At 53.7% G+C, this 23,958-nt stretch carries 23 protein-coding genes; 12 read left to right on the forward strand and 11 right to left on the reverse strand.

The features are described 5' to 3' along the window. Positions 1 to 20 precede the first annotated feature (20 nt). Both mtlR and F3J40_RS22925 read left to right on the forward strand, forming a co-directional pair. On the forward strand, positions 21 to 566 hold the full coding sequence (gene mtlR / locus F3J40_RS22920; RefSeq protein ID WP_205297495.1) for a mannitol operon repressor MtlR: 546 nt from the start codon (positions 21 to 23) through the stop codon (positions 564 to 566). Positions 567 to 629: 63 nt separating this feature from the next. Continuing rightward, a complete protein-coding gene (locus F3J40_RS22925) occupies positions 630 to 992 on the forward strand; it encodes a YibL family ribosome-associated protein (RefSeq protein WP_167018347.1) in 363 nt (120 codons plus the stop codon). On the opposite strand, the gene F3J40_RS22930 is transcribed toward F3J40_RS22925, so the two are convergent. The 3 genes from F3J40_RS22930 to F3J40_RS22940 all read right to left on the reverse strand — a co-directional run bounded on the left by F3J40_RS22930 (position 993) and on the right by F3J40_RS22940 (position 4,366). Continuing rightward, positions 993 to 1,958 carry a VirK/YbjX family protein gene (locus F3J40_RS22930; protein ID WP_167018350.1) on the reverse strand — a complete coding sequence of 322 codons (966 nt, stop codon included), beginning with the start codon at positions 1,956 to 1,958 and terminating at the stop codon, positions 993 to 995. It lies immediately after the preceding gene. 223 nt (positions 1,959 to 2,181) lie between these two features. Next, on the reverse strand, positions 2,182 to 2,799 hold the full coding sequence (gene sodA, locus F3J40_RS22935) for a superoxide dismutase [Mn] (RefSeq protein ID WP_017349317.1): 618 nt from the start codon (positions 2,797 to 2,799) through the stop codon (positions 2,182 to 2,184). A gap of 226 nt (positions 2,800 to 3,025) precedes the next feature. Further along, a complete protein-coding gene (locus tag F3J40_RS22940; protein WP_167018352.1) occupies positions 3,026 to 4,366 on the reverse strand; it encodes an aspartate aminotransferase family protein in 1,341 nt (446 codons plus the stop codon). A gap of 162 nt (positions 4,367 to 4,528) precedes the next feature. Between F3J40_RS22940 and F3J40_RS22945 the strand changes: the two genes are divergently transcribed. Beyond that, the gene (locus F3J40_RS22945; RefSeq protein WP_167018354.1) at positions 4,529 to 5,305 is read left to right on the forward strand and encodes a DeoR/GlpR family DNA-binding transcription regulator; all 777 of its coding nucleotides are present in this window, start codon (positions 4,529 to 4,531) and stop codon (positions 5,303 to 5,305) included. Here the strand turns inward: F3J40_RS22945 and fdhD are convergent. Then, positions 5,302 to 6,114 (reverse strand): formate dehydrogenase accessory sulfurtransferase FdhD, encoded by an 813-nt coding sequence (gene fdhD, locus F3J40_RS22950; protein WP_167018356.1) that lies wholly within the window; start codon positions 6,112 to 6,114, stop codon positions 5,302 to 5,304. The genes F3J40_RS22945 and fdhD overlap by 4 nt on opposite strands. Positions 6,115 to 6,328: 214 nt before the next feature. Here fdhD and fdhE point away from each other — a divergent pair, with 214 nt between their 5' ends. Beyond that, entirely contained in the window at positions 6,329 to 7,258 is a 930-nt protein-coding gene (gene fdhE / locus F3J40_RS22955) for a formate dehydrogenase accessory protein FdhE (protein ID WP_167018358.1), read from the forward strand. Positions 7,259 to 7,284: 26 nt separating this feature from the next. Then, positions 7,285 to 7,893, forward strand: a complete 609-nt coding sequence (locus tag F3J40_RS22960) for a glutathione S-transferase (RefSeq protein WP_167018360.1) — start codon at positions 7,285 to 7,287, stop codon at positions 7,891 to 7,893. An 81-nt stretch (positions 7,894 to 7,974) separates the two neighbouring features. Here F3J40_RS22960 and glyS read toward each other — a convergent pair whose 3' ends face one another. Continuing rightward, positions 7,975 to 10,044: a glycine--tRNA ligase subunit beta gene (glyS, locus tag F3J40_RS22965; RefSeq protein WP_167018362.1), complete on the reverse strand. Its 2,070-nt coding sequence runs from the start codon at positions 10,042 to 10,044 to the stop codon at positions 7,975 to 7,977. Between the two features lie 9 nt (positions 10,045 to 10,053). After that, complete coding sequence (gene glyQ, locus F3J40_RS22970) at positions 10,054 to 10,965, reverse strand: glycine--tRNA ligase subunit alpha (protein ID WP_017349324.1); 912 nt, start codon at positions 10,963 to 10,965, stop codon at positions 10,054 to 10,056. 229 nt (positions 10,966 to 11,194) lie between these two features. Between glyQ and F3J40_RS22975 the strand changes: the two genes are divergently transcribed. Then, the gene (locus tag F3J40_RS22975; RefSeq protein WP_167018364.1) at positions 11,195 to 12,190 is read left to right on the forward strand and encodes an acyltransferase; all 996 of its coding nucleotides are present in this window, start codon (positions 11,195 to 11,197) and stop codon (positions 12,188 to 12,190) included. 32 nt (positions 12,191 to 12,222) lie between these two features. Here F3J40_RS22975 and F3J40_RS22980 read toward each other — a convergent pair whose 3' ends face one another. The 4 genes from F3J40_RS22980 to dnaT form a co-directional block, all read right to left on the reverse strand. Further along, on the reverse strand, positions 12,223 to 13,479 hold the full coding sequence (locus tag F3J40_RS22980; protein WP_167018366.1) for a carbohydrate porin: 1,257 nt from the start codon (positions 13,477 to 13,479) through the stop codon (positions 12,223 to 12,225). A 454-nt stretch (positions 13,480 to 13,933) separates the two neighbouring features. Continuing rightward, complete coding sequence (locus tag F3J40_RS22985; protein WP_167018367.1) at positions 13,934 to 15,067, reverse strand: ROK family transcriptional regulator; 1,134 nt, start codon at positions 15,065 to 15,067, stop codon at positions 13,934 to 13,936. Positions 15,068 to 15,180: 113 nt separating this feature from the next. Further along, complete coding sequence (gene dnaC / locus F3J40_RS22990) at positions 15,181 to 15,921, reverse strand: replicative helicase loader DnaC (protein ID WP_017349328.1); 741 nt, start codon at positions 15,919 to 15,921, stop codon at positions 15,181 to 15,183. Next, positions 15,921 to 16,457, reverse strand: coding sequence for a primosomal protein DnaT (gene dnaT, locus F3J40_RS22995; RefSeq protein WP_167018369.1), 537 nt, complete (start codon positions 16,455 to 16,457; stop codon positions 15,921 to 15,923). Before dnaT ends, dnaC begins: the two co-directional genes overlap by 1 nt. A 226-nt stretch (positions 16,458 to 16,683) precedes the next feature. Here dnaT and F3J40_RS23000 point away from each other — a divergent pair, with 226 nt between their 5' ends. The 6 genes from F3J40_RS23000 (at position 16,684) to F3J40_RS23025 (ending at position 22,910) form a co-directional block, all read left to right on the forward strand. Further along, on the forward strand, positions 16,684 to 17,250 hold the full coding sequence (locus tag F3J40_RS23000; RefSeq protein ID WP_167018371.1) for a DNA-3-methyladenine glycosylase I: 567 nt from the start codon (positions 16,684 to 16,686) through the stop codon (positions 17,248 to 17,250). A 97-nt stretch (positions 17,251 to 17,347) separates the two neighbouring features. After that, entirely contained in the window at positions 17,348 to 18,013 is a 666-nt protein-coding gene (locus tag F3J40_RS23005; RefSeq protein ID WP_167018373.1) for an OmpA family lipoprotein, read from the forward strand. A 236-nt stretch (positions 18,014 to 18,249) separates the two neighbouring features. Further along, positions 18,250 to 19,278, forward strand: a complete 1,029-nt coding sequence (locus F3J40_RS23010) for a LacI family DNA-binding transcriptional regulator (RefSeq protein ID WP_167018376.1) — start codon at positions 18,250 to 18,252, stop codon at positions 19,276 to 19,278. A 150-nt stretch (positions 19,279 to 19,428) separates the two neighbouring features. After that, a complete protein-coding gene (gene ghrB / locus F3J40_RS23015) occupies positions 19,429 to 20,403 on the forward strand; it encodes a glyoxylate/hydroxypyruvate reductase GhrB (RefSeq protein WP_167018378.1) in 975 nt (324 codons plus the stop codon). An 80-nt stretch (positions 20,404 to 20,483) separates the two neighbouring features. Then, entirely contained in the window at positions 20,484 to 21,731 is a 1,248-nt protein-coding gene (locus F3J40_RS23020) for a valine--pyruvate transaminase (RefSeq protein WP_167018379.1), read from the forward strand. 270 nt (positions 21,732 to 22,001) lie between these two features. After that, positions 22,002 to 22,910 carry an O-acetylserine/cysteine exporter gene (locus F3J40_RS23025; protein ID WP_017349335.1) on the forward strand — a complete coding sequence of 303 codons (909 nt, stop codon included), beginning with the start codon at positions 22,002 to 22,004 and terminating at the stop codon, positions 22,908 to 22,910. A gap of 31 nt (positions 22,911 to 22,941) precedes the next feature. Here F3J40_RS23025 and F3J40_RS23030 read toward each other — a convergent pair whose 3' ends face one another. Beyond that, positions 22,942 to 23,853: an AraC family transcriptional regulator gene (locus F3J40_RS23030; protein WP_167018381.1), complete on the reverse strand. Its 912-nt coding sequence runs from the start codon at positions 23,851 to 23,853 to the stop codon at positions 22,942 to 22,944. Between the last annotated feature and the right edge of the window lie 105 nt (positions 23,854 to 23,958).

The raw sequence follows: 23,958 nt of genomic DNA on the forward strand, positions 1-23,958 counted from the left end.
GTGCCCGTTTTACAGCAAATATGCAGGCAATAATGGAAGAGAAGCAGGCTTTTGAGAACCGGGTGCTGGAGCGTCTCAACGCTGGCCGCTCGGTGAGAAGCTTTTTAGTGGCCGCTGCCGAACTGCTGGCGGAAGCGGTGCATCTGCTTGTCCTGCAGGTTTTCCGTAAGGACGATTACGCGGTTAAATATGCCGTTGAGCCACTGTTGTTGGGCGACGGTCCGCTCGGTGAACTGGCGGTGCGACTGAAGTTAATTTACGGCCTCGGCGTGCTCAGTCGCCACGAGTACGAAGATTGCGATCTGCTGCTGGCACTGCGTGAAGAGCTGAATCACGATGACGCCGACTATCGCTTTACCGATGATGAAATTCTTGGCCCATTCAGTGAGTTACACTGCGTGGCAGCCTGGCCACCCAAGCCGCAATTTCACGCCGAAGACAGCGAACTGCATCTGATGCAACAACAGCGCTATTTACAGATGGTGCGCTCAACCATGGTACTTTCACTCACTGAGCTCATCTCCCGAATCTCTCTGAAACAGGCATTTGGTAAATCCTCAGGTTGAGTCTGTCACCTGTTGCTCGGTTTTGCTGTATGCTTTGCCTGTTTTCCCTAACGAGTTGTTGTCATGAAAGAGCCAGAAAAGAACGAAATTAAACGTCTCAGCGATCAACTGGATGCCCTGAATCGCAAAGAGCCACAGCTGCTGGAATCCGGTGAAGCCGAGAAACTGGGCGAGCTGTTGAAAGAGAAAGAAGTGCTGGTGGCGGAGATTGAACGTCTGCGTGATGTCCGCGATCAGAAACTGAGCAAAGAAGCAGAAAAGCTGATGAAGCTGCCTTTCTCACGTGAAATCACGAAGAAAGAGCAGGCTGATATGGGCACGCTGAAAAAAACCGTACGCGGCATCGTGGTGGTTCACCCAATGACCGCGTTAGGTCGCGAGCTGGGTCTGAAAGCCATGACCGGCTACGCGAAAAAGGCGTTCTGATTACTCAGACGCGGGTACGATGTACTCCTCGCCTGCCGCTGCCATCACCTGCTGCGCTAAGCTGTCCAGCAGGCTGTAGCGGCGGCGGTACTCTGCCCGCTTTTTGCTGGCAATCTCTTCCAGTGATTTACGCGTCATGCTGAGCGGTAGCTGGAACATGCCGTCTTTACGCCCTTCCCCACCCAAAGATAACCAAAATTCACTGTAGCTGGCGTGGAAATGCTGACCTTTGCTGTGACGATAACGCAGGCTGCGGAAGACGTGTGTGTCATCGCCTACGGCGGAAATCGCCTGCGCGCCCGTGACTTTAGCCAGTAAAAATACCGCTTCCATCACCAGACGTTTAGGGAACAGGCCATGCGCGGATTTTGTCGCATCGCGGACTGCTTCCGCATAGATATGCTTGCGTGGGCCCTGTAAGCCGCCAATCAGCAGCGTCGGAACACCCAGTTCCTGCACCAGTGAGAAAGAGAGCGAAGCGATCAGATGCTCCTGGAAACGCAGTTCCAGCGTGGCTTCTCCTTCACGGTCAAACCGGCCAGGACAGCAGTGGATCTGAAACACCTCTTCGTTTTTACCCCTGAATTCAGCCAGCAGGTGATCGCCTGGATGCTGTAGCAGGTAACGCAAGGCGGGGTTAGCGATCTTAGCCACCGTGCGATAGTGATGAATAATGGCTTCGGCACGTTCCGCTACGCTAATCCCTGCGCGCAAATAAGGTCGGTGTAATTTAACCGGCAGCAATCCCTGCACTTGCAACAAGGCCGGGAGTTCGGGAAGTTGAGAAAGCGAGTTAAGGTAGCGCAGCGTGCTGACCGGGAAAGCCAGGGTACGCAAGGCGAACTTAACGCGAAAGCCTTTACTGAGCCACATGTGATTCGCAGGGACAACTTTGCCGTTCAGCAGCTGTACAAACAGTGAAGCGGACGTGCGCTGCTCCGCAGCCGGAGTGGTCAACATAGACATGAGAATTCTTTATTTGCTCAAAGTTGATTAAATTACCGGCAGGTTAAGGCAGGTATCTTCAACGGCAATTGAATATCACGCCGAGAAACTACTCGTTCGGCTGAAAGTTCTCTTTTGTTTAATGTGGGTTTAAGAAAAATTCAAGACGTTAAAAAACCGGTGCCTGACAGGCTACCGGTTTTGGTGAGGGGCACCGCTAATTCAGCAGGTGCGATCGCAACACTTATTTAGCAGAAGCGAAACGTGCAGCTGCTTCGTCCCAGTTCACAACGTTCCAGAACGCTTTGATGTAGTCAGGACGCTTGTTCTGATACTTCAGGTAGTAAGCGTGTTCCCACACATCCAGACCAATGATTGGGAAGCCTGATGCGCCAGAGATGGCTTCGCCCATCAGTGGGCTGTCCTGGTTAGCGGTAGAAACCACAGCCAGTTTGTCGCCTTTCTTAACCAGCCACGCCCAGCCTGAACCGAAACGCGTTGCTGCTGCTTTCTCGAATTCAGCCTGGAAAGCTTCTACGCTACCGAAATCTTTTTCGATGGCTGCTTTCAGGTCGCCCTGCAGAGAGGTACCCAGTTTCAGGCCTTTCCAGAAGAAGCTGTGGTTAGCGTGGCCGCCAGCGTTGTTACGCAGTGGGCCTTTTTTGTCTGCTGGCAGTTGATCCAGTTTAGCGATCAGTTCTTCTACCGGCAGGTTTGCGAATTCAGTACCTTCCAGCGCTGCGTTAGCGTTGTTCACGTAAGCCTGGTGGTGTTTTGAGTGATGGATTTCCATCGTCTGCTTGTCGAAATGCGGTTCCAGTGCGTCATAAGCGTAAGGCAGGGATGGCAGTGAGTAACTCATGTTCTTCCTCTCCATTTAGTGTTGGGCAACGCCTCTCAGCGGGCGCGCCGCGTAAGCAGTCAGGTCATTATAGTGAAATTCTTGATCGGTAACAGCGTAATCAATGCCCTAATGTTGCTAAGGTTTTTCACCGTCTGGCAAAAGGAATTGTGCTGAAGAATGAGGGAGATAGCGGCGGGTCTGGCAGAATAATACGCGGGGTTGTATCGACAACCCCGCTTGTCCGTTAGTGCCCTAATGCGGTTAAAGAGGCATCCAGCGCACCGACCAGCCAGTCGATATCGCTTTCCTGGAACGCCAAAGGTGGACGCAGTTTCAGCACGTTGCCATAAGGCCCGGCCACGGATGTCAGTACGCGGTGTTCACGCAGTTTTTCAATCAAGTCCAGCGCCAGCGCTTTATTTGGCGCTTTGCTGTGACGATCTTCTACCAGCTCAAAACCAATAAACAGCCCGGCACCGCGCACATCGCCGATGCACTCATGGCGATCCATCAGCTTGCTCAGCTCTGCCAGCAATTTCGCGCCCACTACGCGGCTATGCTCTTGCAGCCCCTCTTCTTTGATCACTTTCAGCACGGCCTGGGCCGCCGCCATCGCTACCGGGTTACCGCCAAAGGTGTTGAAGTAGGGAATATTGTCGCTAAATGAGGCCAGTACATCACTTTTTGCCAGCAAGCCAGACACTGGAATACCGTTACCCATCGGTTTGCCGGTGGTAATCACATCCGGCACCACCCCATGGCGGCCAAAGCCCCAGAAGGCATCGCCGGTACGGGCAAACCCTGGCTGCACTTCATCGGCAATAAAGATCCCGCCGTTGGCGTGCACCACATCCACCGCCTTTTTCAGGAAGCCGCGCGGGTTAGGTAATACGCCATCAGAAGAGAAGATGGAGTCCGCCAGGAAGCCGGCAAATTTGATGCCGTGCGCTTTCATATCATCAATCTGTCGCTGAATTTGATCGGCAAACCATTCGCCAAGATCCGGTGCATTAACGCGGTAAGCATCCGGTGGTGACACCAGGCGCGTCGTCGGCGCCAAAGGCTGACCCGAACCCAGCGCTGGAGACGCCCCAGAGGTCAGTTCACTGGTGCCGTGATAAGCTTCCTGCGTCACGATAATCCCGGTGCCGCCACTCCAGGCCCGCGCCACGCGCATTGCCAGGTCATTCGCTTCTGAACCCGTACACATGAACATGGCACGATCGATTTCGTCCGGCGCGGTGGCCAGCAGCTCTTCACTGTAATTCAGAATATTTTCATGCAGATAGCGCGTATGTGTATTCAGCATCTTCATCTGCTGATTCACCGCTTCAATCACTGCCGGATGGCAGTGACCAATACTCGCGACGTTGTTATAAACGTCGAGATATTTATCTCCCGCCGCATCCCATAGATATTGCCCTTCACCGCGCACCAGGTGTACCGGCTTGCGATAGAACAGGCGATAGGATTCGCCCAGCACTTTGCTGCGTTTTTCGGTTAGTTTGCGTGTGTCGTCGTCCAGCGCCGCAGCATGTTCAGCGCGAAAGCTGTTGGTATCCATGATAGTAGAGCGAGTGACCATGGGAACTCCCGTTGCGAAGGTGAAAAGGGGTGGTTGATGGTTTTACTATGCCTGCTTTTTTATAAAATGCAACCAAATACACAAACACAACCAAATACACATGACGTCATGCACCGACTACGATAAACTTGCCGCCATTCGCGTTTATCAGGAAGCATCATCATGTTGCAGGAGACCCGTTTACACCGCATTCGCGCACTGCTCACTACGCTGCATCAGGTGAGCACCGAACGCATCATTACCGAACTGGGGATCTCCCGCGAGACCGCTCGCCGCGACATCATTGAGCTAGAAGCTCAGGGCGTAGCGCGGCGTGTGCATGGCGGGCTGGTCGCGGTTGAGAGTCAGGAAGAAGCCCCGCTGCGCGTGCGCCTGAGCGCACAGGCCAAAGAAAAACGGGCGATTGCGCGGGCTGCCGCCTGTTTATTGCAGCCAGGGCAGACGCTGTTTTTGGATGCAGGCAGCACCACCACCATGCTGGCTGAAGAGCTGCGCACCATGTCCGGCCTGACCATCATTACCAACAGTTTGCAGGCTGCGCTGGCGCTGAGCGCAGGAGAAGAGCGGGATACGCTGAATAACGAAGTGATTCTGCTGGGAGGCGTGATGGGCGCAGGCGCTCAGCAAACGCGGGGGGAATCCACCATCGCCGAAATTTGCCGTTTCCGTGCCGATGTCGCCCTGCTTTCTCCCGTCGGGATTGACGCCAAAGCCGGGGCCAGCAGCTTCTACCCCCACGAAGCCGCGATTGCCCGCGCGATGGTACAACAGGCAGCGCGCACCGTGCTGCTGGCCGATCACAGCAAAATTGCCGTAGTCAGCCGCGTGGTTTATGCGTTGCCGTCGAACATCAGCGTACTGGTGACCGATGCCGGAGGCCAGCATCCTGCGGCGCTGAAAGCGCTACGCCAGGCGTTGCCAGAAGTGATCAGCGTTTAAACCAACCGTTGTGGATGGGTATAAATGATGCCTCGTCCCGGTTTGGCAAAACCGACCAGTGTCAGGTTAGCGCGTTCTGCCACCTCCACCGCCAGCCGGGTCGCGGCGGAGACGGCAAACAGAATCTCGACGCCACACATCGCCGATTTTTGCACCATTTCATAGCTGGCGCGGCTGGAAACCAGCACCGCGCCCTGCTGCCACTGTGCTTCGCTGCGTAGGCCCAGTAGTTTATCCAGCGCCACATGACGACCCACATCCTCGCAGCCACCGCTCAGACTGCCGTCTGGGGCGATCCACGCCGCGGCATGCGTGCAGCCGGTTTTATCGCCAATCGGCTGGAACTGACGCAACTGTTGTAATGCGCTATCCAACTGCGCCAGCGCGAAGGTTTGGGTAAAGGGTAAAGGCGTAATGGGGCGCGCAATATCAGCCAATTGCTCCACGCCACACACTCCACAGCCAGTACGCCCAGCCAGATTGCGGCGGCGCTCCTTCAAAGCCATAAAACAGCGGCTCGCCAGCTCAATCTGCACTTCAACGCCTCCACACTGCATCACCACCTCAATGCCATAAATGTCACGTGGATGCGCAATGATGCCCTCTGAGAGAGAAAAACCCAGCGCAAATGCAGCAAAATTGCCGGGTGTTGCCATCATCACTACGTGGGAAATGCCGTTGTAGACCAGCGCCACTGGCACTTCATCGGCCAGCCAGTCTTGCTGAGTATTGTGCTGATCTTCTCGTGACCAGACATTGCGCTGTGCCAACCCTTGAGCGGCTTCAGCGGATAAAATTTCATCACTCATTTTCACGCTACGCGCTCCTGAAAATCCGGCCTGGTGCCAGAAAATAACTGGCAAGTCATGGGCGAATACCTCTATTCTGAACCTGACAGGCAAGGAGGACAAGGAGACGCGCTGCGGGGAAACTGGCGCAGATGCACAGCCGCTTTCATGCTGGCATCAGCAAACGCTGGCTATACTGGCCATTTCGCCCAACCATCAACACAAAAGGTTTCTGATGACAATTCGCATCATCCCGCACCCGCCGCTGGAGAAGCGCGATAGCTTACTTAATCAAGAGACACCGCTGTTACTGTTTCCTCAGCTCAAACCGCTGTATCAGCGCCGTACCGCACGCCTGCGCCAACTGGCAGAGCGCAATCCGCTGGGTGACTACCTGCGTTTTGCCGCCGTGATTACCACGGCTCAGGAGATCGTCCTGTACGATCATCCGCTGCATTTCAATATTGTCGAGCAACTTACCGACAGCGCAGCCCGGCAAAAACCGCCATTGGATATCACCACGCTAGCGCGCAGCGATCACTGGCAGCGCTTACTACACTCCCTGATCGCCGAGCTAAAACCGGAGATGAGCGGCCAGGCACTGGCGGTGCTGGAAAATCTGGAAAAATCCTCCGCCAGTGAGCTGGAAATCATGGCTGAAGCACTGTTAAAGCATGAATTTGCGCAGGTGAGCAGCGATAAATCGCCATTTATCTGGGCTGCGCTCAGCCTGTATTGGGCACAAATGGCCGCGCTGATCCCAGGTAAAGTCCGTATAGAACAGGGCGAGCACCGTCAGTTCTGTCCGGTGTGCGGTAGTCTGCCGGTTTCTGGCATTATTCCGCTGGGCGGCAAGCAGGATGAGCCACGTTATCTACACTGTAATTTGTGTGAGTGTGAATGGCTGGTGGATGAGGGCAGATGCTCGAACTGTGAAGAGGAGAACGAGCTGCACTTGTGGTCGCTGGAGGGCGAGCAGTCCGCCGTGAAGGCAGAGAGCTGTGGCGTTTGTGGCACCTACCTCAAACTGCTGTGGCAAGCGCGTGACCCGGCGATTGAACCGGTGGCCGATGACCTTGCTTCACTGCTGCTGGATGCCCGCATGGAGCAAGAGAGCTTCTCACGCAGCAGCCTGAATCCCTTTATGTTCCCCGGAGACAGCTGATTTCTGCGTTAATAACGGAGGTGAAAATGAAACTGATCGGCAGCTATACCAGCCCTTTTGTGCGGAAGATCTCCGTTATGCTGTTGGAAAAAGGCATCATTTTCGAGTTTGTTAACGAATCTCCGTGGCTGGAGGAGAGCGAAGTCCCGCGCTACAACCCGCTGGGGAAAGTCCCGGCGTTGGTGGATGACAACGGACAGTGCTGGTTTGATTCGGCAATTATTGCCGATTACCTCGAGCTTCAGCATACACCTCCCGCCTTTTCACCCGCCGACCCGCTTAAGGCATTGCAGGTGCGTCAGTTGGCGAAGCTGGCGGATGGCATTACGGATGCTGCCGTGCTGATCGTGCGTGAGCAGCAGCGACCGGGCAATCAGCAATCCGAAGCACTGCTGATCCGCTGTCGCGGCCACATTCTGCGTGGACTTGATCGTCTGGAGCAGGAAGCCCGCGACGGGCAGTGGCTGCATGGCGATACCCTGAACCTGGCGGATATTGCGACCGGCTGTATGCTCGGTTATCTCAACTTTCGTCGGATTGTGCCGGACTGGTGCGTGGAACGCCCGGCACTGGTCAAACTGGCAGAAGATCTGTTCCAGCGCGCCAGCTTTGCGCGCACCGTCCCGGCGGCCTGAGCCTGACGCATTCCCGACAATAAAAAAGCCGACCAGCATCATGACCGATCGGCTCTATTCAACCTTCCAGACCTGATAAAGTTACTGTAGCAGCGAGATATCCGCGACTTGCAGGAACAGCTCACGCAGCTGGTTTAGCAGCGTCAGGCGGTTAATACGTACCGCCTCTTCTTCCGCGTTAACCATAACGTTGTCGAAGAAGTTATCTACTGCTTCACGCAGTTGCGCCAGTTCAACCAGTGCGTCCTGATAGCGGCCTTCCGCGAAGTACGGCTGGAGTTTATCACCCAGACCGGTCACGAAAGTGGCTAACTGAATCTCAGCATTCTCTTTCAGCAAGGCTGCCTGCACGCTTTCGTTCAGCGTTTCGGTGGATTTTGCCAGAATGTTAGACACACGTTTGTTGGCTGCAGCCAGTGTGGATGCAGCTTCCAGAGTACGGAAGTGCGAAACAGCTTTCATGCGCGCATCGAAATCAGCCGGTCGGGTTGGACGACGCGCCAGTACCGCCTGAATAGTGTCAACGCTGTGACCCGCTTCCTGATACCAGGTACGGAAACGACCCAGCATGAAGTCGATCACTTCATCGACCACTTTCGCGTTGCTCAGCTTACTGCCGTACAGACGCACCGCTTCTTCTGTCAGGGTTTGCAGATCCAGCGGCAGGTTCTTCTCGACGATAATACGCAGCACGCCCAGCGCAGCACGGCGCAGTGCGAACGGGTCTTTATCGCCTTTCGGATGCTGACCAATACCAAAGATGCCCGCCAGGGTGTCCATTTTATCGGCAATAGCGACTGCACAGGCAACCGGGTTAGAAGGCAGATCGTCTCCCGCAAAACGCGGTTGATACTGCTCGTTCAGTGCAACCGCAACGTCTTCCGCTTCACCGTCATGGCGCGCGTAGTGCATGCCCATCACACCCTGGGTGTCCGTGAACTCGAACACCATGTTGGTCATCAGGTCACATTTGGACAGCAGGCCAGCACGGGTAGCGTGATTCACATCTGCACCGATCTGAGCGGCAACCCAGCCCGCCAGGGCCTGAATGCGATTGGTTTTGTCACGCAGGGTTCCCAGCTCTTTCTGGAACAACACGGTTTCCAGACGTGGCAGGTTATCTTCCAGACGCTTTTTACGGTCGGTATTGAAGAAGAACTCAGCATCGGCCAGACGCGGACGTACCACCTTCTCGTTACCGGAGATGATTTGCTGCGGATCTTTCGACTCAATATTGGTCACAAAGATGAAGTTAGGCAGCAGTTTGCCGTCAGCGGCATAGACCGGGAAGTACTTCTGGTCACCCTTCATGGTGTAAACCAGGGCTTCTGAAGGTACTGCCAGGAACTTCTCTTCAAATGTCGCCGTCAACACCACTGGCCACTCGACCAAAGAAGCAACCTCTTCCAGCAGGCTGTCGCTCAGGTCAGCTTTACCGCCCAGTTTTACCGCGGCAGCTTCAGCATCGGCCTTGATTTTGGCTTTACGCGCAGCAAAGTCGGCAACGACTTTACCGCGTTGCTCCAGTACCTGTGGATACTGATCGGCATTTTCCAGCGCAAATTCAGGCTCACCCATAAAGCGGTGGCCGCGAATGATGCGGTCAGAAGCTACGCCCAGAATCGTTGCCGGGATCAGCTCTTCACCCAGCAGCAACGTCACGGTGTGAACCGGACGCACGAACTGAACATCGCTGTCCGCCCAACGCATCAGTTTAGGAATTGGCAGCTTAGTTAATGCGGTGGCAATCATGGCTGGCAGCAACTGCTGAGCCGTCTCGCCTTTCACCTGCGCACGGTAAACCAGCCACTCACCTTTGTCGGTGCTCAGGCGTTCAGCTTCATCAACGGTGATGCCATTACCACGTGCCCAGCCTTCCGCTGCTTTAGTGGCTTTGCCGTCAGCATCAAACGCTGCCGAGACTGCCGGGCCACGCTTTTCCACTTCACGATCTGGCTGCGCGGCACTCAGGCTAGCCACTTTTACCGCCAGGCGGCGCGGCGATGCAAACCAGTTAATCTCGCCGTGGCTCAGGCCTGCGCTATCCAGTTCGCTGGTAATCTGTGCAGCAAAGGCTTCCGCCAGGCTGCGTAGGGCTTTTGGTGGCAGCTCTTCGGTGCCAATTTCCACCAGGAAAGTTTTTTCGGTCATGGCTGCCTCTTACTTGTTGTTATTGCACATCGGGAAGCCCAGTGCCTCACGCGAGGCATAGTAGGCTTCGGCCACTGCTTTGGTCAGAGTACGAATGCGCAGGATGTAGCGCTGACGCTCAGTGACCGAGATGGCCTTACGCGCGTCCAGCAGGTTGAAGCTGTGGGCGGCTTTCAGGATGCGCTCATAGGCAGGCAGTGGCAGCGGTTTTTCCAGCGCCAGCAACTGCTGAGCTTCTTTTTCATACTGCTCGAAGCAGCTGAACAGGAAATCCACGTCTGCGTATTCAAAGTTGTAAGTGGACTGTTCCACTTCGTTCTGGTGGAACACGTCGCCATAGGTGGTGGTACCAAATGCGCCGTTGCTCCAGACCAGATCGTATACGCTGTCAACGCCCTGGATATACATCGCCAGACGCTCCAGACCATAGGTGATCTCACCGGTTACCGGTTTGCACTCCAGTCCACCTACCTGTTGGAAGTAGGTAAACTGCGTCACTTCCATCCCGTTCAGCCAGACTTCCCAGCCCAGTCCCCAGGCACCCAGCGTTGGGTTTTCCCAGTTATCTTCGACAAAGCGGATATCGTGCACAGTAGGATCCAGACCCAACTCTTTCAGCGATCCGAGATACAGCTCCTGAAGGTTGTCCGGGTTAGGTTTAATCATCACCTGGAACTGGTAGTAGTGCTGTAAACGGTTAGGGTTTTCACCGTAGCGGCCATCGGTTGGACGGCGGGAAGGCTGCACATAGGCGGTCGCCATTGGCTCCGGCCCAATTGCGCGCAGGCAAGTCATTGGGTGTGAAGTGCCAGCGCCTACTTCCATGTCCAGAGGTTGAACAATGGTGCAGCCCTGACGCGCCCAGTAATCCTGCAAGGTCAGGATCAGGCCCTGAAAGGTCTTGGTATCAAACTTTTGCATGTTGAATTCGCACGCGTTGGGTAGATGAAAAAAGTGTGCGCCAGTATACCCTTTGACCGCGCGATGTGCAGCCGGAAATCCTGCGCCCGGTGCGGCTGTTGAAGCAAGGTTACACGACAGACAGCTCTGAAAAGGCAGGTGGATAGGTTGTCGTCTGCTATGCCGCTGCTACCCTTGGTGACGGAGTATCCTGCCAATAGGCTTCCTGACAGCAAAAACGCAACGGATTATGACGCAGAAAATTCACTGGATTAGCAACTTACGCGCGGTGGCCTGTCTGATGGTGATCGTGATTCACACCACCACCTGGTACATTACCGGACCCGAAGCGGTGCGTGGTTGGGGCTGGGATCTGGCAAACTTGCTGAACTCCGCCTCACGGGTCTGCGTTCCCCTGTTCTTCATGATGTCAGGCTACCTGTTTTTCGGTGAGCGCAGCGCACAACCACGCCATATGTTGCGGCTGGTGGCCTGTTTACTGTTTTACAGCGCTGTCGCCCTGGCCTATATCACCCTGCTGACCCCCATTAACGAGGGGCTTTCACTGCTGCACCTGCTGCAAAAACCGGTGTTTTATCACCTGTGGTTCTTCTTTGCCCTGATTGGGATTTACCTTCTTTCACCGCTTATTCAGGTGAAACCGGTACAGGCTCGTTACGTCTTACTCGTGGTATTGGTACTGGCGGTGTTGGCTAATCCCAATACCGCCAGCCAGTCGGTCGGCGCTTTCCACTGGCTGCCGCTGAATCTTTACGTCAGCGGCGACAGCTTTTATTACCTGCTGTATGCGCTGTTAGGCCGTGCCATCGGCACGATGCATACGGAACGGCGAAGCATAACGTCACTGGCATTGTTGGTCTTCGCTGGCTGCGTCATTGGCATTATGTTGGGCACCCGGCAAGAACTGAAGATCAATGGTGCATTCAACGATACCTGGTATCTTTACTGTGGCCCGCTGGTATTTATTGCAGCGATGAGCCTGCTGGTGCTGTTTAAGAATGCGTTTAACCAGCGCCCGCTGCCGTTGCTGGCGATGATTTCACACTATTCTCTGCCCATTTATGGCTTTCACGCACTGTTCATTCATTTCATTCGCACCCACCACTATGACGCGATGCGCTATCCGCTGCTGGACATACCCTGGGTGTTTGGCGTGACGCTGGCAGGCAGCTTACTGCTGGCGTGGGGAGTAAAACGCGTCGACCGTTATCACCTGGTCAGCTGATACATACCCCCTGTCGCCAGGGGGCGTTCGGTTTAGAAGTGGTACTTCATGCGCAGGCGCGCACCGTAGCGAGGATCGCTATGGGAATTGTTCGCCATCTCGCTGTTAATCACGGAAGCGTAACCGCCAAGATAGATGGCAAAGTTGTCCATCTGCAGCATATCCGGCAATTTCCATGACGCATGCAGCGTATGAATGTTGTAGCTGCCCGGCTTAGTTAACCACGGCCCGGCCCCGCCAAAAGCAGCGGGATTGAGCTTATCGATTTTGTTGTGGGCGAAGATATAGCCCAGTTCAACATCACGCCACAAGCCGTTAGCGCCCAGCGACAGATCGCGTTCATCCTTTGCATCCAGCATGGCGGCATTAAAGTTCATCACCAGGTTGTCACGGGGATCAGGCTGCGCCGCCAGCCATTTCATCGTCAGACCATAACCGGTGCGGCGGGACTGATCGACCCATTGACCACGGGTATCATGATAACCCCAGGCATTCCGCATCAGATTGCTTTCCATGCCAGCGGCCACAGTGACGTTCTCACCACGCCATGCCAACACCGGACGCATCCGCAGGCTGTTTTTACGATTTTCCAGTTTATAACCATGGTAAGTGCCATCAGCAAACAGCGCACTGCCATCCTCCAGCACGGTATTAACTTCAAAATACCAGTTATCCCACTCTTTATTGACTAACAGGTTGCCCCCATTTTTACTGCGGCCACGCCCCTCTTTCATCATATAAATGTAGCCATAGCCATCACTGTAAAGATCGTTAGCCGTATTGCCTGAGTGCTCAATAAATGTGTCCTGGTTAAACGCAAACATGTCCCAGGCTTCAAAGCGACCCGCTTTTATTTGCCAGTTTTTAGTTTCACCAAAATAGAAAGCGGCATCATCAAGCCCCATTTCGCCGTTGACTTTTGCCAGTGGCTGCACAGTAAATCCGGCATAATGGCCATCAGCCATTTCTCGTTTTCCATCAAACCCCAGTAATATTCTGCCGCCAATATTCAGGCGTTCGTTATTACCTTCCCCCCAGAAACCCTGAGCGTGCTTGTTTGAGGTCAAACGTCCAGTGCGGCTGGCGGCGTCGAAATCAAATTCCACATCACCATAAAACTTAAGGTTATTTTTACTGTCATTGCTATTTATAAACCCGGTTCCCTGCTGTTGTTGCAGGCGGCGTTCAATTTCATCTAATCGGGATTCAATGTTGTTGTCTTTTAAACTTGCAGACGCGGAGATCGGAAAGAGGGCACAGATTAAAATCGCCAGAGCATTTGCTTTCATAGAAATAATCCTTATGAAAATAAAAAATCCTGATTCTTGATCAGAAGATAACATCAGAGTGTCTTTTTGGTTGTCATGACACAGTAATAATTCACTGCGAGGCGATAATAAAAGGCAACCATTAATTATTCAAGGAGGCTAATTTTACGGTATAAAGATAACTTAAGTTACCAAAATATTAAATACGTTGCATTAAATGCAAAATACAAAAACTTCATATACTTAGCGGAAAGTTAATTATTTAACTAACTTTTTCCGCTCATAATAAAATATAAGAAATTAGTAAGTACGTAATGTTGGAATTGTGTAGGGGATCACATCCATTAACTTAAAGCTTAAAGGGATAACCTTGCATTTAAGTTTTGTATATTCGCGTGCAAACTGCCCTGACAGGCAGCCAACACGGATCACTGGATGTGTACAGAAACCGCCGCCTGGAGCGGGCGGGGAATCGCTAAATCAATAACGCTTCGTCATGCAACGTGACTGCCAACGCTAAACCTTGCGCAGGCGCAACCCGTTCGGGCAAGAAATGCAGTGCGGTATGTTGTGACACCAACGGCAGTGAACAAGCATTGAAACTGTCGTATACGGCCTTGATAAAATGCGTATCTTCACTCCACGGCCCATCAATAATGATATTGGCTGGATCGATCAGTAGCGCTAACTGACTGAGCACTTTGCCCAGGCTGTCTCCCGCCAGTTGCATCACCTCTGCAACGATATCGGGTGCCAGATGACGCGACTCCCAGCTCAGCCCAGCCTGACGCAGTGCCAGTCTGCTGTTGACCGCTGCCACGCTGATTAACCCTTCCAGGCATCCACGGCGGCCGCAAAGGCACATGTCGCCTTCTGGATCGACCGTTAAGTGCCCCACTTCGCCTGCCGTCCAGCTGTCGCCATACATCAGCCGACCCTGCTGCACCAGTGCCCCTCCAACCCCTTCAGCTATTCGCAGATAGAAATGGCTGCTGGTGTGGTCCAACTGCGCCTGTTGCACGGCGAACAGCGCGGCAGCTTTGACATTGTTCAACATCATCAGCGGTAACCGGGTGACAGGCTGCAAATAGCCCATCAGATCAACGTCCTGCCAGCCAAGGGGAATAGAGAGATGTAACCAGCCGCGGCTCGTATCGACAATCCCTAGGAATCCGATCGCAATCCCCTGCAGCGCTGGCCACGCTTTGGTGAGAGTGCGGCAGATATCTGCCAGCTGTTCGAGAACACTTTCGACCTGGTGGTTATGCAGCGGGATAAATGCTTCTTCAACCACCACAGAGAAGCAGTCACAGATACTCCAGTGAATGCCATCTCTTTCCAACATAATACCTGCACTAAGCAGTTTATCTGCGCGTAGGCTGATCTCGATTTTAGGTCGCCCGACCAACGGTTTATTCAGCGGGCCACGTTCATCAACCACGCCGAGCGCGAGTAAATCATCGATTATCAGAGAGACGGTGTTCTTACTGAGGCTTAACGCAGCAGACAAATCCTGTCGAGACGTAGCTTTACGCCTGCGCATCTCTGCAATGACGCGTCTTTGGTTGTGCGATCTGAGTAACGCCGGACCTTTACCTGGCTCTTTCATTATGCTCACCACCGGAAGAGAGTGTAATAAGCAGTGTAACAGCGAGTGAGCCGACATCATCTGGGTCTTTTAAAACTATTTTTTTGGTTACTTTAACTAATCTTAAGGATTACTTAATATTCATCGCCCCGCACGCGACTGCGATAGCTCTCCCAGTCAAATCTTACCCAAAGGCTATTCCCCAGCCTCATTCGGTCCATCACACGCTCTCCCAGCAGCGTGTTCATACCGGCATGGTCGAGGTTGGAGAGCATTCCCGTGGGGCGTTTGGACGAGGAACGCCGGTCAACAATCTGATTGATAATCACTTTTTCATAGCGTGATTCGCTCTGCATACCAATTTCATCGATCACTAACAGATCAACGCTGCTGAGATCCTGTAGCAGTCGCTCTTCGGTGATATCGCTGGCCCCGCTGAAGGTGCCTTTCATGCTCGACATCAAATCGGCGACGGTCACGATCAGGACGCTTTTTCCACGCAGGATCAGATCGTTGCCAATGGCCGCAGCCAGGTGGTTTTTACCGGTGCCCGGACGACCAGAGAAGACAAAGCTGGCAATACTGCCATCAAACTCTGCCGCATATTCACGCGCCAGCGCCAGAGCTTTGCGCTGCCCCTCATTTTCGACCCGATAGTTGTCGAAAGAGCAGTTGATGTGCAGTTCACGAATACCTGAACGCCCCATGATGCGCTGCATTTTCATTGCGCGGTTTTCCCGCACAATCGCTTCTGAGCGGCTGCGTCCCTGCTCCTGATTCCAGTTGAGCAGTTCTTCACCCGAAGTAAATTTCGGTTTTACGCCGTCAGGCATCATTCTTTTTAAACGGCGAAACAGATCGTCAGGCGTTTTCATTAGTCACCTCGGAAGCCATCGGGAGTGGTGCGATCGGGATCAGTGATGCGCGTGATATCGCGCTTAGGCTGACCACCTTGTGTTGCACGCTGCATTTGCACACTGCGAGCCAATTTTTGCTGCCATTGCACATGGTGAAACAGCCGCCCTTCTGCCTGCCAATAGGCCGTGAATCCAGCCAGTTCAGTGGCCGTTAACGGCTCGCTAAGGGCGATTCCCCAAATGGCAGCCTGACGTTCAAAGTCAGCATCCGGTTGCCATTGAGGATACATCGCAAATTTCCCGGCAGGTATGGCCACTGGCGCGCTCTCGGAGCTAAATAAGCTCTCATCTAACATCACATCATTGGGTTGCTGCGCGGCGGCTTCCAGCGCCAATAGCTGAGCTAAGCGCTCAGGCGTAATGGCGTACATTACCGGGGCATACTGCTCCAGCACCGCGAGCGTACCCTGTTCGGCATGTTGCAGCGCAGCCACGGGATCCTGGCGGAACTGATCAAGGCCAATGAGTGTTGAGGTTAAAATTTTGACTGCCATGAGGAAACCTGCGGTGAAGAGATCAAGTCCGCCAAATACCGGACGCTACGACATTAGTGTAACTTTTTTCCTGAGTGGGATCGCCTAAAAAGTCGAACCCACCGCCGCATTGAGCTACACCCCAAAGCCGGATTGCCGCTATACAAGAGTACGGTATAACTATTATTCGGCTGGCGGTAATATCAAGCTCTGGCCAAAAATTTCCCCGTAAATAAGGAACATGACAATGCAACGCTGCGGTTGGGTAACACAAGATCCACTCTATCTGGACTACCATGACAACGAATGGGGCCGCCCACAAAGGGATAAACACAGCTTGTTTGAGATGATCTGCCTGGAGGGACAGCAAGCGGGCCTCTCCTGGATTACGGTGCTAAAAAAACGGCAGAATTATCGCCGAGCCTTCTTCGATTTTGATGCACAGAAAATTGCATTGATGGATGAAGCGGCGCTGGCAGAAAGAATGAGCGATTCAGGCCTGATTCGCCACCGGGGTAAGCTGGAGGCCATTATCAGTAATGCCCGTGCTTTTCTCGCGATGGAGGCCGCAGGCGAGTCATTCTCGTCATTTGTCTGGGAATTTGTCGGCAACCAACCGCAAATCAGCCACTTCGCCAGTTACCGCGATGCCCCGACCACACTGCCATGCGCAGAAGCGCTTTCTAAGGCACTGAAGAAACGCGGCTTTAAATTTGTTGGCCCGACCACCTGCTACTCCTTTATGCAGGCCTGTGGGTTGATCAATGACCATCAAACCGACTGCTTTTGTCACCCTGCTAACGTTTCGGGATGAAACTTTACACATTCAGACCAAACCGCAACCCTTTCCTTATTCTGGCACGGCATAATTACGCTGCTTTTAGTGTTCTGGCGAAGCCTTAGAGGAAAAAATGCAGAAGAAAAATCTAATTTGGGCGCTTACTTTGAGCGCCACCATGGTTCTGACCGGTTGTACGGTCAATCCTTATACCGGCGAATCAGAAGCGGGCAAATCGGGCATTGGTGCTGGTATTGGTGCGGCACTCGGTGCTGGTGTAGGGATGCTCTCCTCATCACGCCACGATCGCGGTAAGGGGGCATTAATTGGTGCTGCTGCCGGTGCTGCATTGGGCGGCGGTGCAGGCTATTACATGGATGTACAGGAGAAAAAATTACGCGACAAAATGCGCGGTACTGGCGTCAGCGTAACGCGTCAGGGCAACAACATCGTGCTCAACATGCCTAACAATGTGACCTTTGATTCCAACAGCAGCAACCTGAAACCGGCGGGCGCCAACACCCTGACCGGCGTAGCGATGGTGTTGAAAGAGTACAAAGACACGGATGTGAATATTGCTGGCTTTACCGACAGCACCGGCACCCGCTCGCTGAATATGCGCCTGTCTCAGCAGCGCGCAGACAGCGTGTCCAGCGCACTGATTTTACAAGGCGTTGACAGCAGCAGGTTGCGTACTCAGGGCATGGGGCCAGATAACCCGGTTGCCAGCAACAGCACTGAAGCGGGTAAAGCGCAAAACCGCCGCGTTGAAATCACCCTGTCTCCACGCAATAGCTAATCATTCGGCTCACCTTTTCTGGGTGAGCCTTTTCTCTCCCGGCGCTATATCACAATTTTCTACTCGTTATTGGTCAAGGCCCGCCAAATGTATCGTGTTAAGTCTGATGCCTGACGGCACGCCAGCTGCGGGCTGGAAACCAAGCGCGGTAGCAACGGTTTACCGCGACCAGCGCCCTGATTTTTGCCTGTTGGCTGTGCTAGTCTCTGGCAGTCTTCTCCTTACAGGTATTTTTAATGAACAGCAGACCGCCGCGTGCCACCATCACGGACGTCGCTAAAACCGCTAAAACCGGCAAAACCAGCATCTCCCGCTATCTGAATGGGGAAAAACATTTGCTGTCTGATGATCTTCAGGCACGCATCGAGCAGGCCATCGCCTTGCTGCACTATCGGCCCAATCAGATGGCTCGTGGCCTCAAACGCGGCAGAACCCGGTTGATTGGTGTGATCATTGCGGATATCACCAATCCCTATTCGGTTGAAGTAGTCTCGGGAATCGAAGCCGCCTGTCGCGAGCGTGGTTTTACGCTGCTGATGTGCAACACCAACAACAGAGTCGATCTCGAAGAACACTACTTGCAGTTGCTGAATAGCTACCAGGTGGAAGGTGTGGTGGTGAATGCTGTTGGTATGCGGGAAGAGGCGCTGAATCGCCTGCAAGAGTCAGCGCTACCGCTAGTGCTGATTGACCGTAAAATTCCTGACTTTACCTGTGATGTGGTTGGCCTGGATAACGCTGCGGCCACCCATGTTGTCACTCGCCATTTACTGGATAATGGCTTTAATGCGTTACTGTTTCTCAGTGAACCGCTTGGTAGCGTCAATACGCGCCGTGAGCGTCTTGCTGCCTTCCATGACTGCTTGAGTCGTTTTCCTGAAATTGCCCATGAGCATGCGGGCGTGCCGCTACAGCAGCCGGAAAATATTGACCAAATCCTCACAGATTTTTACCAGCGCCACGGTGAGAAGCGCTGCGCTGTCATTGCCGCTAACGGCTCGCTGACGTTACAGGTGGCCCTGGCCATGCAACGCTGCCAGCTTAAGCTGGGTGAGCATATGGGATTACTCGGCTTCGATGAACAAGAGTGGGCTGCACTGGCGGGGCCTGGTATTACCACCTTAAAACAGCCCACCCGGCAAATGGGCTATGCAGCTCTGGAACGCGTGATCGCACGTATTGAAGGCGACGAACATCTGCCCCTCAGCGAGCAAACATTTGAGGGTGAGCTGGTCATTCGCGGCTCCAGCCAACCGCTGGGTTAAGCAACGCGCTATAGGATTTCGGTTGTAGCGCTCTTCACGCCAATAGTGTTAACTGTTCGGGCTAAAACAACTCAACATCACTGCACCATGCACACGTTTTTTGCGGGTAGCGCACACCCCCTACCCACTGCAATTCACAAGGAACCTGCAATGAAGCCGAATGTCATTTTGTACAAAACACTCCCAGACGATCTGCGCCAAAAGCTGGACGCCCAGTTTAACGTGACAGAAATTCCTGATTTGTCCGCTGAGAATCAGAAAAAATATGCTCACGCGTTGGCGGAAGCGCAGGGTCTGTTAGGGTCTGGCGACAAAGTGGATAGTGACCTGCTGGCAAACATGCCGCACCTGCGCGCCTGTTCGACCATTTCAGTGGGCTATGACAACTTTGATGTTAACGCGATGAGCCAACGTAACGTGGTATTGATGCATACGCCCACGGTACTGACCGAAACGGTGGCCGATACCCTGATGGCGCTGGTTTTGAGCAGCGCTCGCCGCGTCACCGAACTGGACGCCTGGGTCAAAGCCGGGAAGTGGAAAGAGAGCGTCTCACCCGCGGAATACGGCGTGGATGTCCATCATAAAACGTTGGGCGTTGTAGGAATGGGCCGCATTGGTCTGGCACTGGCTCAGCGTGCCCACTTTGGCTTCAGTATGCCCATTTTGTATAACGCGCGCAGCGTACATAAAGAAGCTGAAGACCGCTTTGGCGCACAGCGCGTTGACCTCGAAACGCTGCTGAAAGAGAGCGATTTCGTCTGCATCATCCTGCCGTTAACCGAGCAGACTCATCACTTGATTGGTGCCGAACAGCTGAAGTTAATGAAGAAAAGCGGCATTTTAATCAATGCTGGCCGTGGCCCGGTGGTCGATGAAAACGCACTGATCGCGGCCCTGCAAGCGGGCACTATTCATGCGGCAGGTTTGGACGTCTTTGAGCAGGAGCCGGTTCCGGCAAACTCCGATCTACTCAAGCTGCCAAACGTCGTCGCATTACCGCACATTGGTTCCGCTACCCATGAAACCCGCTATGGCATGATGCGTGATGCGGTAGATAACCTGATTGCAGCGCTTCAAGGCAACCTGGAGAAGAACTGCGTTAACCCTGAAGCCGCGTCGTAAAACCTTCGGCTCCCCATTGCACCTGCGTGTGGCGGGCGTTATGGTGGAGCCCCATTCCGCAGGAAACGTTATAAACCGCTATGTCTTTTTCTCAGTTCGGCGACAAATTCACGCAAAATTCCGGTATTTCACGTCTGATGGAAGATATGGGCGAAGGACTACGCACGCCTGGCACGATTATGCTCGGTGGCGGTAATCCCGCGCAGATCCCCGCCATGAATGACTATTTCCAGCAGTTGCTGGCGCAGATGTTAAGCGAAGGCAAACTCACCGAAGCACTGTGCAATTATGATGGCCCGCGCGGAAAAGCCGTGCTGTTGGAAGCATTGGCCGGCATGCTGCGTGAAGAATTTGGCTGGCCGGTTACGGCAAAAAATATCGCCCTGACCAACGGCAGTCAGAGCGCCTTTTTCTATCTGTTCAATCTGTTTGCCGGACGCCGGGCGGATGGCAGTAAAAAACGGGTACTGTTCCCACTGGCCCCTGAATATCTCGGCTATGCCGATGCGGGCCTGGATGAAGGCCTGTTTGTCGCGGCCAAACCCAATATTGAACTGCTGCCGGAAGGGCAGTTTAAGTACCATGTGGATTTCGAGCATTTGCCGCTACAGGAAGATATTGGCCTGATCTGCGTTTCACGCCCGACCAACCCAACCGGCAACGTCATCACCGATGATGAACTGCGCCAGTTAGATGCGCTGGCCCAACAGCGGCAAATTCCGCTGTTGATTGATAACGCTTACGGTATCCCCTTCCCTGGCATTATTTTTAGCGACGTTCGCCCGCTGTGGAACCCTAACGTTATCCTGTGTATGAGCCTGTCCAAACTGGGGCTGCCTGGCGCACGTTGCGGTATCGTCGTTGCCGACGAAAGCACCATTGATGCTATCAGCAACATGAACGGCATTATCAGCCTGGCACCGGGTAGCGTGGGGCCAGCCATGGCGTGTGAGATGGTTAAACGTGGCGATCTGCTGCGCCTGTCCGAAACGGTGATTAAGCCTTTCTATCAGGAAAAAGTGGCGCGTACCCTGGCGATCATTCGACGTCATATTCCAGAGGAACGTTGCCTGATCCATAAACCAGAAGGGGCAATTTTCCTTTGGTTATGGTTCCGCGATCTGCCAGTCAGCACCGAGGTGTTGTACCAGCGCCTCAAGGCGCGCGGTGTGTTGATGGTTCCAGGCCACTTCTTCTTCCCTGGCCTGGAACAGGCGTGGCCGCATACCCATCAATGTATGCGTATGAACTACGTGCCGGATGACGCGCAAATTGAACAGGCAGTAGCAATTCTGGCTGAAGAGCTGGAACTGATCTGGCAATCTTAAGCCCACGGCTGACGACACTTAAGCGTTAGCAGGTTAATCCAGCGCTTCACGCCCTCTTCGCACCTTGAGCAAGGTGCGAAGAATCTTCTTCCCCTCAGTCACAGAAATCCGCCTGCCAGCCGCGATTCGCCCACGACATCGGTTATGATGATGAATATGTACAAGCTTTGTTCGCGTTAACATCGCGATCGGGTGTATTGTTGAAATTGCATGCTTCTTTAATTACATCATTGATAAAAATGGATACCTCAATTAACAAGGAACAAGACAATGTCAGTCAAAGATATGCTGTTAGCCCTGTGTGTCGTCGTTGCCTGGGGCATCAATTTTGTGGTGATCAAGGTTGGATTACAGGGCATGCCCCCCTTTTTACTGGCCGGTTTGCGTTTTACCCTGGTCGCGTTTCCCGCGATTTTCTTTATTCGTCGCCCGGCCGTTCCGCTGCGTTGGCTGGTGCTCTATGGCATGACGATTAGCTTTGGTCAGTTCGCCTTTTTATTCCTCGCCATCAAACTCGGCATGCCAGCGGGCATCGCCTCTTTGGTTCTCCAAGCGCAGGCATTTTTCACACTGGTGTTAGGCGCGCTGCTGCTGGCAGAAAAGCTGAGCTGGAATCATATCCTCGGTATGGTTATCGCTACGCTGGGTATTTTTCTCCTCGCGAGCGACGGAATGAGTGGACAGGCCGGGGCTGGCATTACGCTCACGACCATGATGCTGACACTGGCCGCCGCACTGTCCTGGGGAATGGGCAACATTACCAATAAGATGATTATGCGCAACCACAGCGTCCCAGTCATGTCGCTGGTGGTCTGGAGTGCCCTTATCCCGATCGTGCCGTTTTTTGCCTGCTCGCTGCTGTTTGACGGCAAAGCCGCGATGATAAACAGCCTGCTGAATATCTCACTGCAAACCGTGCTGGCTCTGGTCTACCTCGCTTTCATTGCCACCATCGTCGGCTACGCGATTTGGGGCAACCTGTTGAGCCGCTATGAAACATGGCGAGTTGCGCCGCTCTCGCTGCTGGTTCCGGTGATCGGACTACTCAGTGCAGCACTGTTACTGGGTGAGACGTTAAGTGGCCAGGAGCTGGCTGGGGTGTGCGTGATTGTCATCGGTCTGCTGGTCAATGTCTTTGGCGGCGTAATTAAGCAGCGCTGGCTGAATTACGCCGAGTAGTGGCCAGCAGGCAGCCACTGCCTGACTGACTTCACCGCACATTTTCCCTGCGCCAGTTGTCGGGAGAAATCCCCTCTAATCGCTTAAAGGCACGTCCAAGCGTGATCGCAGAATCATAGCCTACCTTGCAGGCTATCGCGTCAAGCGTGAGATGGGGGTAATGCAGCAAACAGCGCGCACGATAGATACGCCAACGCGTCAGATAACCCAGCGGTGTTTCACGCGTGCGCCGATGGAAATAGGCGGCAAATGCGGAGCGTGACATACCTGCACGTCTGGCGAGTTCAGCCACGGTCCACGGATAGGAGAGATCGCTGTGCATATGCCGGATCAGCGGCCCGAGCCGGGCATCCGCCATTGCCGCCAACCATCCCTGCTGACCCTGTTGTTGCGCCAGATGCGCCCGAATAGCCTGCATAAACAGGACATCCGCCAGGCGGCTAATCACAATGCGCGCACCGGGATTATCTTGCGTTGTCTCAAGGACTAAGAGCTGCAAAGTTGCAGCCAAAAGAGGAGAACGTTCAACATCTGCCGGGATAATAGTGGCTCGCGATAACAGGGCCAGTAAAGGCTCAGCCCCTGCGGCATCGAAAGTAAAATAACCACACAAGATGTCCGAAACGGCACCTGATCCACCAAATTGTGCTTCCTGCCCGGCGCAATCCTTGAAGACGTCTTCACACCAGCGTGTCGGGCTGTCGGGGTGATCGCTCAACGCAAACAGCGTCTGTGGCTGAACAATGAATCCCTCTCCGGTGCGAAGCAAGAGTGGCTCACTACTTCCCTCCACCGTCAGCCAACTCTCTCCCGCCATGACAAAACCAAAGCGTAATGAATGACTTTTGATAAATTTTACGCCCCAGGGCGCGCGCGGGTGCAGACGAGAATAGAGCGCACTTTCCAGGCGCATTGCCGCAAAAACACTGTCTAGTGGGTCCATTTACATCCTCTTTTTATGGACGATAAGTCGCTAATTAACGACTTACAGTCATTCTGCGTCCCGTGGGTTAGGCCTAAGGTAATAGCACACCCATGTTACGGAGGC

Origin of the sequence: Candidatus Pantoea multigeneris, from assembly GCF_011752615.1 — a bacterium.
GTDB classification, from domain to species: domain Bacteria; phylum Pseudomonadota; class Gammaproteobacteria; order Enterobacterales; family Enterobacteriaceae; genus Pantoea; species Pantoea multigeneris.

Coding starts and splice junctions, on each gene's coding strand:
- mtlR (WP_205297495.1), top strand. CDS start 21: ATGCAGGCAATAATGGAAGAGAAGCAGGCTTTTGAGAACCGGGTGCTG.
- F3J40_RS22925 (WP_167018347.1), top strand. CDS start 630: ATGAAAGAGCCAGAAAAGAACGAAATTAAACGTCTCAGCGATCAACTG.
- F3J40_RS22930 (WP_167018350.1), bottom strand. CDS start 1,958: ATGTCTATGTTGACCACTCCGGCTGCGGAGCAGCGCACGTCCGCTTCA.
- sodA (WP_017349317.1), bottom strand. CDS start 2,799: ATGAGTTACTCACTGCCATCCCTGCCTTACGCTTATGACGCACTGGAA.
- F3J40_RS22940 (WP_167018352.1), bottom strand. CDS start 4,366: ATGGTCACTCGCTCTACTATCATGGATACCAACAGCTTTCGCGCTGAA.
- F3J40_RS22945 (WP_167018354.1), top strand. CDS start 4,529: ATGTTGCAGGAGACCCGTTTACACCGCATTCGCGCACTGCTCACTACG.
- fdhD (WP_167018356.1), bottom strand. CDS start 6,114: ATGAGTGATGAAATTTTATCCGCTGAAGCCGCTCAAGGGTTGGCACAG.
- fdhE (WP_167018358.1), top strand. CDS start 6,329: ATGACAATTCGCATCATCCCGCACCCGCCGCTGGAGAAGCGCGATAGC.
- F3J40_RS22960 (WP_167018360.1), top strand. CDS start 7,285: ATGAAACTGATCGGCAGCTATACCAGCCCTTTTGTGCGGAAGATCTCC.
- glyS (WP_167018362.1), bottom strand. CDS start 10,044: ATGACCGAAAAAACTTTCCTGGTGGAAATTGGCACCGAAGAGCTGCCA.
- glyQ (WP_017349324.1), bottom strand. CDS start 10,965: ATGCAAAAGTTTGATACCAAGACCTTTCAGGGCCTGATCCTGACCTTG.
- F3J40_RS22975 (WP_167018364.1), top strand. CDS start 11,195: ATGACGCAGAAAATTCACTGGATTAGCAACTTACGCGCGGTGGCCTGT.
- F3J40_RS22980 (WP_167018366.1), bottom strand. CDS start 13,479: ATGAAAGCAAATGCTCTGGCGATTTTAATCTGTGCCCTCTTTCCGATC.
- F3J40_RS22985 (WP_167018367.1), bottom strand. CDS start 15,067: ATGAAAGAGCCAGGTAAAGGTCCGGCGTTACTCAGATCGCACAACCAA.
- dnaC (WP_017349328.1), bottom strand. CDS start 15,921: ATGAAAACGCCTGACGATCTGTTTCGCCGTTTAAAAAGAATGATGCCT.
- dnaT (WP_167018369.1), bottom strand. CDS start 16,457: ATGGCAGTCAAAATTTTAACCTCAACACTCATTGGCCTTGATCAGTTC.
- F3J40_RS23000 (WP_167018371.1), top strand. CDS start 16,684: ATGCAACGCTGCGGTTGGGTAACACAAGATCCACTCTATCTGGACTAC.
- F3J40_RS23005 (WP_167018373.1), top strand. CDS start 17,348: ATGCAGAAGAAAAATCTAATTTGGGCGCTTACTTTGAGCGCCACCATG.
- F3J40_RS23010 (WP_167018376.1), top strand. CDS start 18,250: ATGAACAGCAGACCGCCGCGTGCCACCATCACGGACGTCGCTAAAACC.
- ghrB (WP_167018378.1), top strand. CDS start 19,429: ATGAAGCCGAATGTCATTTTGTACAAAACACTCCCAGACGATCTGCGC.
- F3J40_RS23020 (WP_167018379.1), top strand. CDS start 20,484: ATGTCTTTTTCTCAGTTCGGCGACAAATTCACGCAAAATTCCGGTATT.
- F3J40_RS23025 (WP_017349335.1), top strand. CDS start 22,002: ATGTCAGTCAAAGATATGCTGTTAGCCCTGTGTGTCGTCGTTGCCTGG.
- F3J40_RS23030 (WP_167018381.1), bottom strand. CDS start 23,853: ATGGACCCACTAGACAGTGTTTTTGCGGCAATGCGCCTGGAAAGTGCG.